This is a genomic window from Erythrobacter ani (assembly GCF_019204025.1).
GTDB classification, from domain to species: Bacteria; Pseudomonadota; Alphaproteobacteria; order Sphingomonadales; family Sphingomonadaceae; genus Erythrobacter; species Erythrobacter ani.
The window spans coordinates 1,306,948-1,319,239 of record NZ_JAGSPB010000001.1; the positions used below are offsets into that span (position 1 = coordinate 1,306,948).

Annotated in this window: 17 protein-coding genes; 9 read left to right on the forward strand and 8 right to left on the reverse strand. The window is 58.8% G+C overall.

Annotated features, from left to right (window positions below):
• Nucleotides 1-89 precede the first annotated feature (89 nt).
• From KCG45_RS06325 to KCG45_RS06340, 4 genes are all read right to left on the reverse strand, one after another.
• A complete protein-coding gene (locus tag KCG45_RS06325; protein WP_218316206.1) occupies nucleotides 90-1,223 on the reverse strand; it encodes an OmpA family protein in 1,134 nt (377 codons plus the stop codon).
• Between the two features lie 181 nt (nucleotides 1,224-1,404).
• On the reverse strand, nucleotides 1,405-1,767 hold the full coding sequence (locus KCG45_RS15605) for a DUF2793 domain-containing protein (RefSeq protein WP_369410742.1): 363 nt from the start codon (nucleotides 1,765-1,767) through the stop codon (nucleotides 1,405-1,407).
• Nucleotides 1,703-2,257 (reverse strand): terminase large subunit domain-containing protein, encoded by a 555-nt coding sequence (locus tag KCG45_RS06335; RefSeq protein ID WP_218316208.1) that lies wholly within the window; start codon nucleotides 2,255-2,257, stop codon nucleotides 1,703-1,705. The genes KCG45_RS15605 and KCG45_RS06335 overlap by 65 nt, the downstream gene beginning before the upstream one ends.
• A complete protein-coding gene (locus tag KCG45_RS06340) occupies nucleotides 2,254-2,700 on the reverse strand; it encodes a hypothetical protein (RefSeq protein WP_218316209.1) in 447 nt (148 codons plus the stop codon). Before KCG45_RS06340 ends, KCG45_RS06335 begins: the two co-directional genes overlap by 4 nt.
• A 207-nt stretch (nucleotides 2,701-2,907) precedes the next feature.
• Here KCG45_RS06340 and KCG45_RS06345 point away from each other — a divergent pair, with 207 nt between their 5' ends.
• The gene (locus tag KCG45_RS06345; RefSeq protein WP_255547975.1) at nucleotides 2,908-3,561 is read left to right on the forward strand and encodes a YqaA family protein; all 654 of its coding nucleotides are present in this window, start codon (nucleotides 2,908-2,910) and stop codon (nucleotides 3,559-3,561) included.
• Between the two features lie 135 nt (nucleotides 3,562-3,696).
• On the opposite strand, the gene spt is transcribed toward KCG45_RS06345, so the two are convergent.
• The 3 genes from spt to KCG45_RS06360 form a co-directional block, all read right to left on the reverse strand.
• The gene (spt, locus tag KCG45_RS06350) at nucleotides 3,697-4,953 is read right to left on the reverse strand and encodes a serine palmitoyltransferase (protein WP_218316210.1); all 1,257 of its coding nucleotides are present in this window, start codon (nucleotides 4,951-4,953) and stop codon (nucleotides 3,697-3,699) included.
• The gene (locus KCG45_RS06355; protein WP_218316211.1) at nucleotides 4,950-5,195 is read right to left on the reverse strand and encodes an acyl carrier protein; all 246 of its coding nucleotides are present in this window, start codon (nucleotides 5,193-5,195) and stop codon (nucleotides 4,950-4,952) included. The genes spt and KCG45_RS06355 overlap by 4 nt, the downstream gene beginning before the upstream one ends.
• 181 nt (nucleotides 5,196-5,376) lie before the next feature.
• On the reverse strand, nucleotides 5,377-5,745 hold the full coding sequence (locus KCG45_RS06360) for a response regulator (protein WP_218316488.1): 369 nt from the start codon (nucleotides 5,743-5,745) through the stop codon (nucleotides 5,377-5,379).
• Between the two features lie 103 nt (nucleotides 5,746-5,848).
• Between KCG45_RS06360 and KCG45_RS06365 the strand changes: the two genes are divergently transcribed.
• Genes KCG45_RS06365 through KCG45_RS06385 form a run of 5 tightly spaced genes read left to right on the forward strand, consistent with a single transcriptional unit; the run spans nucleotide 5,849 to nucleotide 9,063 of the window.
• Nucleotides 5,849-6,097, forward strand: coding sequence for a DUF3572 domain-containing protein (locus KCG45_RS06365; RefSeq protein ID WP_218316212.1), 249 nt, complete (start codon nucleotides 5,849-5,851; stop codon nucleotides 6,095-6,097).
• Nucleotides 6,094-6,723 (forward strand): HAD family hydrolase, encoded by a 630-nt coding sequence (locus KCG45_RS06370; protein WP_218316213.1) that lies wholly within the window; start codon nucleotides 6,094-6,096, stop codon nucleotides 6,721-6,723. Before KCG45_RS06365 ends, KCG45_RS06370 begins: the two co-directional genes overlap by 4 nt.
• Nucleotides 6,720-7,178: a RidA family protein gene (locus tag KCG45_RS06375; RefSeq protein ID WP_218316214.1), complete on the forward strand. Its 459-nt coding sequence runs from the start codon at nucleotides 6,720-6,722 to the stop codon at nucleotides 7,176-7,178. The genes KCG45_RS06370 and KCG45_RS06375 overlap by 4 nt, the downstream gene beginning before the upstream one ends.
• Entirely contained in the window at nucleotides 7,175-7,915 is a 741-nt protein-coding gene (locus tag KCG45_RS06380; protein WP_218316215.1) for a glycerophosphodiester phosphodiesterase family protein, read from the forward strand. Before KCG45_RS06375 ends, KCG45_RS06380 begins: the two co-directional genes overlap by 4 nt.
• Nucleotides 7,912-9,063 carry a GNAT family N-acetyltransferase gene (locus KCG45_RS06385; protein WP_369410743.1) on the forward strand — a complete coding sequence of 384 codons (1,152 nt, stop codon included), beginning with the start codon at nucleotides 7,912-7,914 and terminating at the stop codon, nucleotides 9,061-9,063. The genes KCG45_RS06380 and KCG45_RS06385 overlap by 4 nt, the downstream gene beginning before the upstream one ends.
• Here the strand turns inward: KCG45_RS06385 and KCG45_RS06390 are convergent.
• Nucleotides 9,060-9,389, reverse strand: a complete 330-nt coding sequence (locus tag KCG45_RS06390; protein ID WP_218316216.1) for an SEL1-like repeat protein — start codon at nucleotides 9,387-9,389, stop codon at nucleotides 9,060-9,062. The two genes, KCG45_RS06385 and KCG45_RS06390, sit on opposite strands and share 4 nt — an antisense overlap.
• 322 nt (nucleotides 9,390-9,711) lie before the next feature.
• Here KCG45_RS06390 and dksA point away from each other — a divergent pair, with 322 nt between their 5' ends.
• The 3 genes from dksA to KCG45_RS06405 all read left to right on the forward strand — a co-directional run bounded on the left by dksA (nucleotide 9,712) and on the right by KCG45_RS06405 (nucleotide 12,288).
• Nucleotides 9,712-10,170 carry an RNA polymerase-binding protein DksA gene (gene dksA / locus KCG45_RS06395; protein ID WP_218316217.1) on the forward strand — a complete coding sequence of 153 codons (459 nt, stop codon included), beginning with the start codon at nucleotides 9,712-9,714 and terminating at the stop codon, nucleotides 10,168-10,170.
• Nucleotides 10,171-10,386: 216 nt separating this feature from the next.
• Nucleotides 10,387-10,668, forward strand: a complete 282-nt coding sequence (locus tag KCG45_RS06400) for a PilZ domain-containing protein (RefSeq protein ID WP_218316218.1) — start codon at nucleotides 10,387-10,389, stop codon at nucleotides 10,666-10,668.
• 150 nt (nucleotides 10,669-10,818) lie between these two features.
• The gene (locus tag KCG45_RS06405; RefSeq protein ID WP_369410744.1) at nucleotides 10,819-12,288 is read left to right on the forward strand and encodes an ABC transporter substrate-binding protein; all 1,470 of its coding nucleotides are present in this window, start codon (nucleotides 10,819-10,821) and stop codon (nucleotides 12,286-12,288) included.
• Nucleotides 12,289-12,292: the final 4 nt, after the last annotated feature.

Here is a 12,292-nt window from a genome sequence, read left to right on the forward strand (position 1 = left end):
CTCTCCAAGCACCAATGTGTCGCGCCAAAAAAAAGGGGGCCGGATCGCTCCGGCCCCCTTCTCTTTTAGCAAGAGCGTGAAGCTCAAACTTACATACCGGAGCCCGGACCGTAAGTCACTTCAACGCGGCGGTTTTGCAGTTCGCGCACACCGTCTGCTGTCGGAACACGCGGCTGAGATTCGCCAAACGCTTCGCTGCTGATGCGTCCGTCAGGAATTCCGCGACCGGTGAGGTAATCCCGCACCGAGGAGTTGCGACGCTCTGCCAGACCCATGTTGTAGGTCACGCTACCCGAACGGTCGGTGTGACCGGCAAGCATAACATTCGCAGTACCGCAATTCGCATAAGCGGTGACAGCATTGTTCAGAATAGTCGCAGCTTCAGCCGTGATTGCCGATTCATCGAAATCGAAGAAGACGATGTATGGACCCGTGTTGCACGGCGGCGGCGGTGGCGGCGGCGGTGGCGGAGGTGGTGGCGGAGGAGGCGGAGGTGGTGGTGGCGGAGGTGGTGGTGGAGGCGGAGCCTCGCCACCGAAGTTGTAAGTGATCGAACCCAACAGCGAGTGAGTACTCACATCGGTTTCGAGCGCCAGACCACGAGTGTCGATGATGTCGACATTGGTCGCATTGAAATAACGATACTTTAGACCAATGTCCCAGTTGTCACTGATCGGAGCGCGGATGCCAGCAAGTGCTTGCCAAGCGAGACCCGTGTCTGAGTCGTCGAACGCTCCGGGACCAGCCGCATCGAGCGTGGCGTCGAAATCGACCCGCGCGATACCGATACCACCGCCAACAAAACCTTGGACGCCATCATCTGGGCCAAAGTCAAACAGCCCGTTCAGCATAAAGCTGAGCGCATCAAAATCGCCAGTCGCCGGGGCGAGAAGGTTCGTAGGAACGCCGCCTCCCGGAATGCCGATTGGGCCAGCCTGAAGGCCGGAACCGCCAATTTCGATCTCATCGAGATCAGCTGCACGATAACTTGCTTCCGCCTCAAGACGGAAGACACCGAAATCGTAGCCGACCAACGCGCCGAAATCATAACCAACATCGTAGTCAGCTCGGGCGTCATCCGGCGCACCGTCTACATCAAACTCAATGTCTTCGACGAGCATTGCGCCACCGTCACCCTGGATGTACCACTGGCCCTCGCGAGCCGTGGCAGGTGCAGTGAGCGCTGTCGAAGCCATCGCCAAACCAATGACGAGTTTCCGCATTTTAATAATCCCCTTTTTATCGGATTGAGGCACACCGGGTCTCTAACTTCTCGACAAAAAAGTGGCAAGCGATCAATCATCCTAAAGTGTTGCAAGAATGCCGCTATCTTGCGTATAGCGCAAAAAAAGGGGGTATAAGCTAAGTCAAAAGGCCTCTCTTCAGGCCCCTTATCCCGAATCGTTACTCGGGATTCGGAAAAACTCCTGCTATTCGAAGCGCTTGAATTAACCCAGCGATAGCTTCGCGGGCCTCGGCATCAATCGTATTCCCGCCGAAAGGTAGCGCTGGGAGTAAGGCGTAGGCCCAATTTGAGTTGTAGAAAACGGAACTATTTGCGCTTCGATCAAAGATTGCCATTCCATCAAATGGCACGACGTAATGCCATCCACCAGAGATCCAGATCGCGATCCGATCCGCTTTTCCTGCCCACTCCCCGTCTGGTGAGGCGGTTATGAGGAAACACTGCCCGTCGATAGGTTCAGCAGGCGGCACATTGATTGCCGCTTCGACAACCATTTGCGTCGCACAATCGATCAAGGCCATCGATTGATTCAGGAAGAACTCTTTCTGGGCCTGTCCGGCAAGCGTGACTGTGCTGGGGACCGCGAAGAGTCTCGGGTTCAGCGGCAGAGAACAACTGCGCGCGCGCACCGTTGGGGAATGTGATGCGTCGCAGGGACGCTTCGAACACCGGCCTTCGGTCCGGCGGTGAGCATGCCAGAATTCCGCTTTCTCCTTCGACCATAACAGCGCGCGCCTCGGCAAGAGAGGCGGAAACGAGCGCGATCCGGGCAGCCGGATTGCTTTCCGCGACCATGCGAACCCATTCGGCGCCTGCCCGCGTCTTGCCGAAACCGCGCCCAGCCATGATGAGCCAGACGCGCCACACGCCTTCGGGCGGCAGCTGCGCCTCGCGGGCGAAAAACCTCCAATGAAATTCGAACTCCGCACGCTCATCCTCATTCAGCGATCGGGCCAGCCGCGCATGCTCTTCGAGGGGCGCGTCGGCGAGCCAATCGAGCTTCTCCTTCACGATCCGGATTTCCCGCGCTGAGCCTCCTGTCGCACTCTCATGCGAATATCTTCGACTTTGCGATCGATCGATGCACGCACTTCTGCTGCGCTTACATTGCGCTGTTCGGCTTGCGCTCGAGCCGCGTTGTCGCGGTGCGCATTGAGCAGGCGTATTGCGTTGGCAAAATCGTATTTGTCTGCTGCAGGCGTTTGCTGGTCGCCTTCGCGCAGCCGCCGCAGAACTTCCATTTCGAGATGGACATAGCCCTCCCACAAGGCGGCGAGCCAGTCGCGCGCGAACTCCGGGTCGTTGCGCCGCAGTTTGTAAACTGCGCTGATACCGGCCCTGGCCTTTCGAGCGGATTCAGAAACATTTGAACTTTCCGCGAGATTGGCAAGAAACGCTTTGCGCCAATGCGGACCTTCCCTGTGTCCGGATATTTGCCGGCCGCGAGCAGTCATGATCGAGATCTCCCGTCGCAATCAAAAAAGGCAGCACATCGTTTCCGATGGCTGCCCGGTGGCGAATCGCTATTTTTCGACTATGCCCTCTTCTAACCAAAGAGCGTTACGATGTCAATCAAAAAAACCAAATAGGTTCATGAATTGCGGCTTGCGCGGGGTGGGGCGGTCGCTTAAGCCAGCACGCAAACCTCAGATAAAGGCCGCATGATATTGGCTTGGCTGCACGCGCTTTACAATTGGACAATGGCAAAGGCGGCGCACCGGCAGGCACCGTATTGGCTTGCTTTCTTTTGCTTCATTGAATCCAGCTTCTTCCCGATCCCGCCCCATCCGCTGCTTGGCCTGATGTGCCTCGCCGAGCCAAAAAAGGCCCTCCGGTTCGCGACAATCGCCACGGTCGCGTCGGTCCTAGGCGGACTGCTGGGTTATGCGATCGGCTTCTTTCTCTACGAGACGCTCGGGGAGTGGATGCTGGGCGTCCTGGGCCTCACGGAAAGCTTCCCTGTCGCGGCGTGCTATATCCGGGAGCAGGGGGCAGCCGCGGTGTTCCTGGCCGCTGGAACTCCGATCCCGTTCAAGCTGATGACGATCACCGCCGGTCTCATCGAGATGGACCTGCTGACCTTCCTCGGCGCTGCCATCGCGGGGCGGGCGTTGATTTTCATGGTCGTCGGAATTCTGTTTCAGGTCTTTGGCGCGCCGATCAAACGCGTGATCGACGAATATCTGGGAACCGTGACCACGATCTTCGTCGTGCTGGTGGTCGCAGGCTTCATCGCAATCACCCAGTTCGGCGGTAGCGAAGAATCGGGCTCGGACAATCGGTGCGACAGCGTTACGAGCATGGAAGAGCTTTGAGCACGCCAGATATCGCAGTTTCCGGTCTCACTTTTCTCTGTCCGTACCGCGACTGCTGCGTGCCGCGATCCGAGCAAGACGGCGCGCGCTATCTCCGCATTCCAGTAAAAGCTGCAGCTGAGGTCTTTGGCTGAGCTAGCTCGCTAATATCCCCACCGCTTTACCGGCGCGGTCGAACATCTGCAGGATCGTCTGGACCTCTTCCGCCGAATGTTCGGCGCATAGGGAGCATCGCAACAGCGTCATGTTCGCAGGTGTTGCCGGGGGCCGAGCCAGATTGACGTACAGGCCTTCCTTCAAAAGCGCCTCCCACATCATCGCGCCGCGTTGCAGATCGGGCATGATCACCGCGATGATCGCGCTCTGCGGCTCGTCGGTACCGATCTCGAACCCGAGATCCACGAGGCCTTTGTGCAAGACCTTCGAATTCTCCCACAAATGCGCGCGCTTGTTGGATCCGTGCATGAGCTTGCGGATCGAAGTCGCCGCTGTCGCAACAACGCTTGGCGGGAGGCTGGCGGTGAAGACATAGGGCCTGCATACCAGCCGCATGATGTCGAATTTCGGATGATTGGACACGCAGAAACCGCCGACCGTGCCCACGCTTTTCGAGAACGTTCCGATGATGAAGTCGACGTCGTCAATAACGCCTTGCTCTTCGCATACGCCGCGACCATTCTCTCCGATGAAGCCCATCGAGTGCGCTTCGTCGACGAGTACCATGGCGCCGTATTTCTTGGCGATTGCGACCATCTCTTTGAGCGGTGCGACGTCGCCCAGCATCGAATAGACGCCTTCCAGGATGACAAGCTTGCCAGCGTCTTCGGGAATGCGCCTCAGGCGCTTTTCCATCGCTTCGATATCGTTATGGCGGAATGGCACGATTTCGGCGTTGCCCATCGCACAGCCATCATAGATCGAGGCGTGGCTGTCGATGTCGAGCACGACGTAATCGCCTTTGCCCGCAATCGTTGAAATGATCCCGAGATTGGCCTGGTACCCGGTCGAAAAGACCATGGCACTGTCCATGTTGTAAAATTCCTTGAGCGCGTCCTCGCATTCCTTGTGGCCCTGATAGGTGCCATTGAGAACGCGGCTGCCGGTGGTTCCAGACCCGAAATCGGCCAGCGCCTGCTTGCCGGCATCCAGCACGTCCGGGTCGAAGGTCATGCCCATGTAATTGTAGGTGCCCAGCAGGATAGTGTCGCGCCCGTTGCAAATTGCGCGGGTCGGCGAGAGCACTTTCTCCATTACCAGATTGTAGGGATCCTCGACCCCGGTCGCGAGCAGCGTCTCGCGGGTATGGATGATGTCGTCGAACTTCGAAAACAGGTCTCTCGTTCCACCTTCGTTTTCGACGCGCTGGTCCGGCTGTGCGATACCTTCACTCATGAATTGGCCTGCAGCTTGTGCACGGCGCTCACCAACTGGCCGTAATTTTCTATTTCGGCCTGCTGGTTCATGCTGATGATGATGTCGAATTCGTCTTCGATTTCGGCGACGAAATCCATGACGGTCAGGCTGTCGAACTCCAGGTCGTTCTGGAATGTTGTGCTGTCCTTGATCTCCACACCCTTCTTGTTGAAAGGCTCGATCAGAGCGCGAATGCGCGTGTCGACTTCAGCTTCGGTCATAATGCGGAACTACTCTCTTGCCGGGTGGCGGGTTGGATGTACCTGTTCAATTACGGTTGCAAAGCGGCTGTGGACGCCGATTGTCAAGTTTTGAAGCCCTCGGCGGAGCGCGCGGATGGGGCGTCTGGACGACCCGACAGAGCGGTGCTCAACGATCGGCGTCTGTCGAGCGACTGCCGGTTCAGAGCGGGAGCAATTCCTTCACCGCAGCCATGAAAGGCATGATCGATACCGGTTTGGAAAGATAGCCCGATGCCCCTGCGGAGCGGATCCGTTGCTCGTCGCCCTTTGCCGCAAAAGCTGTCACGGCGAGCACCGGGATCTTGCGCAAAGTGGTGTCGCGCTGCGCGGCCTCGATCAGATCCACACCCGATATGCCTGGCAGTTGAATGTCCATTATGATCAGATCGGGCGATACAGAGCGCGCGGTATCCAGTACGCTTTCCCCGTCGGCGACCGGCTCAACGTCGAAACCATTTGCCTTGAGCACGTCGCAGAACAATTTCCGGTTGAGATCGTTGTCCTCGACAACCATTATTCGCTTTGCCACTGCACGCCCCGATCCGTTGTTCATCGCTAACTACCCCGACCAAGAGGCCGCCACAATCCCGCACGCAGATGATAACTCCGCTAGGACCGCGACGACCGGAGGAATGTCGGCGTCCACGCTTGCGCTTGCTGCGCTCGGTTGGGTTCTTGAAGACAGCGATCGCGCAGAGCGTTTCTTGAGCCTGACCGGGCTCGATCCCGATGCATTGCGGGCAGGCCTTGGCAATCCCGCAATCCTCGCCGCGCCGCTCGAATTTCTCGTCAACCACGAACCCGACCTGATCCGCGCGGCCGAAGCGCTCGCCGTTACGCCCGAAGAGCTTGTCTCCGCCCATCAGGAGCTTTCCCAATGAGTCGCCCCCTAATCATCAGCGATTGCGACGAAGTGCTTCTGCACATGGTCTCTCATTTCAAGGACTGGCTGGAGGAGAGCCAAGGGGTCGATTTCAATCTTGTCGGCGCGAATTTTGGCGAAGCACTGCGCTGGCAGAAGAGCGGCGATTTGCTGGAAGCAAACGAGGTTTGGCGGATGCTCGGCGGCTTTTTCGATACGCAAATGGACCGCCAGCTGCCCATCGCAGGCGCAGTCGAGTCGATCAATGCGCTCAATGAACATGCCGACGTCGTGATCCTCACGAACCTGGTCGACAAGCGCCGCGACATGCGGGCGGAACAGCTCGCGGCAATCGGCATTGAGGCGCCGGTCTATACCAATCAGGGACCCAAGGGTCCGGCGTTGCAAAGAATTATCGAAGAGCGCGCGCCGAGCCGCGCTTTCTTTATCGACGATTTGCCCCAGCACCATCTCTCGGTTCTAGAAACCACGCCCGAAGTGGTACGCCTCCACATGTGCGGCGAACCCATGATCGCGGGTTCGATCGAATGCGCACATCAAGCGGGTCATGCCGATGCGCGGATCGACAGATGGGCTGAGGCGTTACCCTGGTTGATGGAACGATTGGACGGAGAACCTACATGACGATCGAAGCACGCCTGGAAGAACTCGGCATAGTCCTACCCGAACCGGCGGCTCCGGTCGCCAGCTACGTTCCGGTGGTAGTGCAGGGCGGATTCGCCCACATTTCCGGCCAGTTACCATTTGTGGATGGAAAGTTGGTCACTGGCCGGCTGGGCGATGACACCAGCCTTGAAGATGGTATGTTGGCGGCACGTGCATGCGGTCTTATGATCCTTGCTCAATTGAAGGCCGCGCTGATCCCGCTCGACAAGGTGGAGCGCATTGTGAAACTGGGCGCTTTCGTCAATTCGACCCCCGATTTCACCGACCAGCCAAAGGTCGCGAATGGTGCTTCGGACCTTATGTACGACGTATTCGGTGAGAAAGGTCGCCATGCTCGTGCTGCTGTTGGCGTGCCGGCATTGCCGCTTGGTGCGGCGGTCGAAGTGGATGCGATAATCGCGCTCGCCGGATGAGCGAGCAGCGCGTTTTCGACTGGTTGACGAAATGGGAATACGCCCACCGCGGGCTGCATGATACCTCGTTGCACGGGACGAGGATTGAGAATTCCCGCTCCGCATTCGCTGCCGCCATCGGCGCGGGCATGGGCATCGAATGCGATGTCCAATTGAGCCGCGACAAGGTCGCGATGGTGTTTCACGACTGGGTTCTTGAACGGCTTACCGACGGCAGCGGGTTTGTCGCCGCCCACGATGCCGCCGAGCTGCGGCAGATGCGCCTGATCGAAACCGGCGACAGAATGGAAAGCCTCGAGGACTTACTCGCGCAGATTGGCGAGCGTGTCCCGCTGCTCATCGAAATCAAATCCATGCCCGATTTCACCGTAGAGGAAGCCTGCGCGTCAGTTTCGAACGCTTTGGCGGGCTATGGAGGTCCGGTCGCTGTCATGAGCTTCGATCCGCGCTGCGGTGAATGGTTCGCAGCGCATGATCCTGACCGGATACGCGGATTGGTCTGCACCGACACGCTCGATCACGGCTGGTTGAGCGCGTGGCGGACTGAGGGCGCGATAGAACGGGCCACTCCCGATTTCCTGGCGGTGGATATTCGTGATCTTCCCAATAAGCTGGCGAGCGAATGGCGTGACAAAAACCGCCCATTGCTCAGCTGGACGATCAGCACCGAAGAACGCCGTGCGAAAGCGCTCGAGAATGTGGATGCCCTCATCGCCGAGGGCGAAGGCTTACCGTGAGTGAAAGCGACCCTGTATCCAGAGAGCTGACCGTACGTCTCGCCCCTTCTGTAGGACAGTTCGAGGCTGAAGCATGGAATGCGCTGGGCGGTCATCGCAATCCCTTCGTCAGCCACGAGTTTCTTACTGCAATGGAAGATTCAGGCAGTGTCGGTGAAGGCACTGGCTGGGATCCTGTCCCGATCGTCATCACGGATGCGGACGATAATTTGCTGGCTGCGATGCCAAGCTACGCAAAAGGCCATAGCCAAGGCGAATATGTGTTCGACCATTCCTGGGCCGACGCGCTTCAGCGCGCCGGGCGCAACTATTACCCGAAGCTGCAGATTGCCGCGCCGTTTACCCCTGCTAGCGGCCCGCGTTTGCTCCTGTTGGACGAAAGCCTTGCGCCGCATCTGCTGAAAGGCGCTGAAGCGGTATGTCTGCAGAACGGGCTTTCTTCCGCCCATGCGACATTCGTCGAACCAGATCAGGTGCCGCTGTTCGAGGCAGGAGACTGGTTGATCAGGGACGATATCCAATTCCATTGGATCAATCGGGATTATTCCAGCTTCGACGGGTTTCTGGATGCACTCGCATCGCGTAAGCGCAAGAACCTGCGCAAGGAACGTGCCGCGGCGACTGAGGGCCTGCGGATCGAACGTCTGTCAGGCGACGACATCAGGCCCGAGCATTGGGACGCGTTCTGGATTTTTTATCAGGATACCGGCGCGCGCAAATGGGGAACGCCGTATCTCACGCGCGAGGCTTTCACGCTCTTGGGAGAGCGGATGGGCGACCAGATCGTGCTGATCCTGGCCTTCGATGATGGAAATCCGATTGCCGGCGCGCTCAATTTCATCGGCGCTGAAGCGCTCTACGGGCGGTACTGGGGCTGCACACAGGACGTACGCTTCCTCCATTTCGAACTCTGTTATTATCAGGCGATCGATATCGCAATCGAGCTTGGCCTGCCGCGCGTCGAGGCAGGAGCGCAGGGCGGACACAAGCTTGCACGCGGATATGAACCGGTGCCGACCCATTCGGCGCATTGGCTTGCCGATGCCGGATTTCGCGAGGCGGTTGCCGATTTCCTCGCGCGAGAGCGCGATGGCGTCGCTACCGACCAATTGTTCCTTGGCGAAAGAACGCCGTTCAAGAAAAGTTAGGCTGCTTTGGCCCGGTTCTCTGCCAGCCACTGGCGCGCGCGGCGCTGGGCTTCGGCGATTTCGCGGGCGGTCATTTCGTCGGAAATGTCCGCGCGGCAGAACCCCGCCTCATCATGACCGCGCGATGCAGCGATGTTGAACCACTTGTGAGCTTCGATCAGATCGCTCGTCACACCCCCCGATCCTGTCGAAAACGCCACCCCAAGATCGAACAGGGCTGAGATATCTCCGCCAGCTGCTGCGGCAAGGCATTGCGCCACGACCAGATCGACAGCGGCGCTATGAGCCGTTTCGTATTCGCCTCCGTTGAGCGGTGCAAGTTTCATCGTGAGTTCCCCAAGTTTTCGGCGATCCATCCCCCTTGCGGACCGCGTTAGCCACAGAACTTGCGGATCATGGTCAACAATTGGTTAACGCCGCTCGACCTTTTTTGCGTTTACTCGTGTGGCTGGAGCAGAATTACCGCTCGGTTTTGGGACAATTTGCCGGAATGATCCGGGCGTCCGCTGCAAACGGCTTGTGCCCGCCATGACGCTTGCCTATAGGCGCGACCAAGCAGTGACTTGCTGGGGTGGATCGCGACTTGGAATCTTTTTCAGGCGCGACGACGGGACTGTCTCGCGGGAAGTGTTGGGACGAGAGGATCACATGGCCACGGCGGCGACCAAAGAAACCGAAATTCTGAAAACCGCGAAGGATATGCTCGCGCCGGATTACGTGCCGAGCGACAGCGAAGAGTACATGAATGAGAAGCATCAGGCGTATTTCCGCATGCTTCTTATCGAGTGGAAACGCTCGATCCGCGATGCGGCTGATCAGACACTCCAGTCCCTGCAGGACGGCCCAATCCGGGAAGCCGACCTCAATGACCGTGCATCGAGCGAGACCGACTGGGGTATTGAACTTCGTACCCGTGACCGTCAGCGAAAACTTGTATCCAAGATCGATTCCGCTCTTCGGCGGATCGACGAAGGCGAATACGGATATTGCGAAAAAACGGGCGACCCGATCGGGCTCAAGCGATTGATCGCGAGGCCGGTCGCAACAATGACAGTGGAAGCCCAGGAAGCGCATGAGCGCCGCGAAAAGATATCTCGCGACGACTGATACGGACATTCGGACATCCCGTTAGCCAGTAAGGTTTCCTCCCGTGTCAGTTTGGGACGAAAGCCCCATGCGGCCTTTCCCGCGCGCCAAATTTCATAATTCATCAACCCTGAAATCCTAGCGACGGATTGTGCTTCATTGCGACTGACCGAAACAGGCGGCGCAGCGGGCATGAAACGAGGTCGCACTGAGAAGCCCGAAGGAGGCGTTTCGCTTATGTCAGGTTTGGAAGCCCGCAATTCGCCGCGCGAAGATTTCTGTCTGCTTGCAAGCATTCGTGTCGAAAAAGACGATCACTGCCATCAGGTGCGGGTGCACAACCTTTCTGATGGAGGGATGATGGGCGAGGGGAATTTGCACGTCAAACGCGGCAATCGTCTCGAGATCGAAATGCAGAATATCGGAAAGGTCGATGGCAGTGTCGCCTGGGTGCAGGATGATCGATTTGGGATCGCATTCCACAACGAGGTCGATTCGCAGCTTGCCCGCAGCGCGTAAGGGGCAGCGCCGAGCGGGTCTTTCTCTCGCGGCAGTTTTTCACTGGCCGGTTTCTCAGCGAGAGGGTGGCGAGTGCCCGCGATCACTTTCTCAATCTGACCCCGTGTGTTTGCGCTGACCAGACTGGAACAAGCTGCTAAGCAGCGCAGCGTGAAGCGACTCTCTCCCTTTCTGATCTGCTTTTTTGCGCTGGCAGCGTGCGGGCCCGCGGCCGATACCGGCCCGGTAAACGTGGCGATCATCGGAGAGCCGCAGAGCCTGTTCCAGCAGGGAATGCGACTGTCGTCGGGGGCTCAGCACTTGCGCGCTGCATCCTTCGAGGGGCTCGTCTCGCTCGATCCGGCAGGGCAAATCGTGCCTGCAATCGCCGAAAGATGGATCGTCACGGATGACGGCCTCAGCTATATTTTCAGGCTCCGCAACACGTCCTGGCCCGATGGCGAGCCGATTACGGCCGACGACGTCCGGCTGCTGCTGAGAGATACGCTGAACCGGCTTGAGGGCAGCTCGCTCGGGCTTGATCTTGCAAAGGTTACCGAGGTCCGGGCCATGACCGGCCGGGTTGTCGAACTTCGCCTATCCAGCCCCATGCCCGAATTCCTGCGGCTCCTCGCGCAGCCGGAACTTGGATTTGTCAAAAGCGGCGGCGGTGCAGGCCCCATGATCGCCTCGCGCGACGAGGACGCTCCGATCGCACGGCTGAGCGCCCTTCCGCCGGAGGCAAGAGGGTTCGCGGCAAGAGAAGATTGGGAGGAGCTTGCGCGCGGTATCACCGTCAGAGCACTGCCCGCCGCAGATGCGGTCGATGCCTTTGCCGATGGCGAGGTCGACCTGCTCTTGAACGGGCGTCTTTCAAGTTTCCCGCTCGCACAATTGGGTCCGCTGTCGCGTGGAGCGATCCAGGTCGACCCAGCCATTGGCGTGTTCGGTCTTGTCATACGCAGCGATGCCGGAATCCTGACGGACGCTGCGCGGCGAGAGGCTCTGTCGATGGCGCTCGACCGTGACGCATTGATCCAGCCTTTCGGCCTTGGCGGCTGGCAATCTGCAACATGGATCGTACCGCCTGGTCAATTCGGTGTTCGGGCGTATCCAGACTCGCGCTGGGAGGGCCTGTCCATCGAAGAACGGCGCGCCATCGCGCAGCGCCGAATTTTGGCATGGACCCCCGGAGAGGGGGAGAGCGCCGAGCTTCGCATCGGCCTGCCCGAGGGTCCGGGCAGCGATCTGCTTTTCCAGCAACTCCAGGAGAGTTGGGGGACGATCGGCATCACCTTGCAGCGGGTCGCACCCGGCGAAGGTGCCGATCTCGAACTGCGCGATCGGGTCGCACGATATTCCTCGCCGCGTTGGTTTCTGAACCAGTTCAATTGCGAGCTGGAAATCGGGCTCTGCTCGCCCGAGGCTGACGAATTGGTGCTGCAATCGCTGACCGTGAGAAATTTCGCCGCAAAACAGCGCCTTCTTGCAGAGGCGCATGCAGCGCTGGTCGAAGAGGAGGTGTTCATTCCCCTAGGCGCTCCTGTGCGTTGGTCGCTGGTGCGCGGTGCGATCACGGCATATCAGGCGAACCAGTGGGGCCTTCACCCCTTGTTCCCGCTTTCCCAGCCCACCACATAAACGG

Excerpts from the sequence above, each read along its gene's own strand:
- KCG45_RS06325 (WP_218316206.1), bottom strand. The coding sequence starts at position 1,223 with ATGCGGAAACTCGTCATTGGTTTGGCGATGGCTTCGACAGCGCTCACT.
- KCG45_RS15605 (WP_369410742.1), bottom strand. The coding sequence starts at position 1,767 with ATGGCCTTGATCGATTGTGCGACGCAAATGGTTGTCGAAGCGGCAATC.
- KCG45_RS06340 (WP_218316209.1), bottom strand. The coding sequence starts at position 2,700 with ATGACTGCTCGCGGCCGGCAAATATCCGGACACAGGGAAGGTCCGCAT.
- KCG45_RS06345 (WP_255547975.1), top strand. The coding sequence starts at position 2,908 with ATGATATTGGCTTGGCTGCACGCGCTTTACAATTGGACAATGGCAAAG.
- spt (WP_218316210.1), bottom strand. The coding sequence starts at position 4,953 with ATGAGTGAAGGTATCGCACAGCCGGACCAGCGCGTCGAAAACGAAGGT.
- KCG45_RS06355 (WP_218316211.1), bottom strand. The coding sequence starts at position 5,195 with ATGACCGAAGCTGAAGTCGACACGCGCATTCGCGCTCTGATCGAGCCT.
- KCG45_RS06365 (WP_218316212.1), top strand. The coding sequence starts at position 5,849 with ATGTCGGCGTCCACGCTTGCGCTTGCTGCGCTCGGTTGGGTTCTTGAA.
- KCG45_RS06370 (WP_218316213.1), top strand. The coding sequence starts at position 6,094 with ATGAGTCGCCCCCTAATCATCAGCGATTGCGACGAAGTGCTTCTGCAC.
- KCG45_RS06375 (WP_218316214.1), top strand. The coding sequence starts at position 6,720 with ATGACGATCGAAGCACGCCTGGAAGAACTCGGCATAGTCCTACCCGAA.
- KCG45_RS06380 (WP_218316215.1), top strand. The coding sequence starts at position 7,175 with ATGAGCGAGCAGCGCGTTTTCGACTGGTTGACGAAATGGGAATACGCC.
- KCG45_RS06390 (WP_218316216.1), bottom strand. The coding sequence starts at position 9,389 with ATGAAACTTGCACCGCTCAACGGAGGCGAATACGAAACGGCTCATAGC.
- dksA (WP_218316217.1), top strand. The coding sequence starts at position 9,712 with ATGGCCACGGCGGCGACCAAAGAAACCGAAATTCTGAAAACCGCGAAG.
- KCG45_RS06400 (WP_218316218.1), top strand. The coding sequence starts at position 10,387 with ATGTCAGGTTTGGAAGCCCGCAATTCGCCGCGCGAAGATTTCTGTCTG.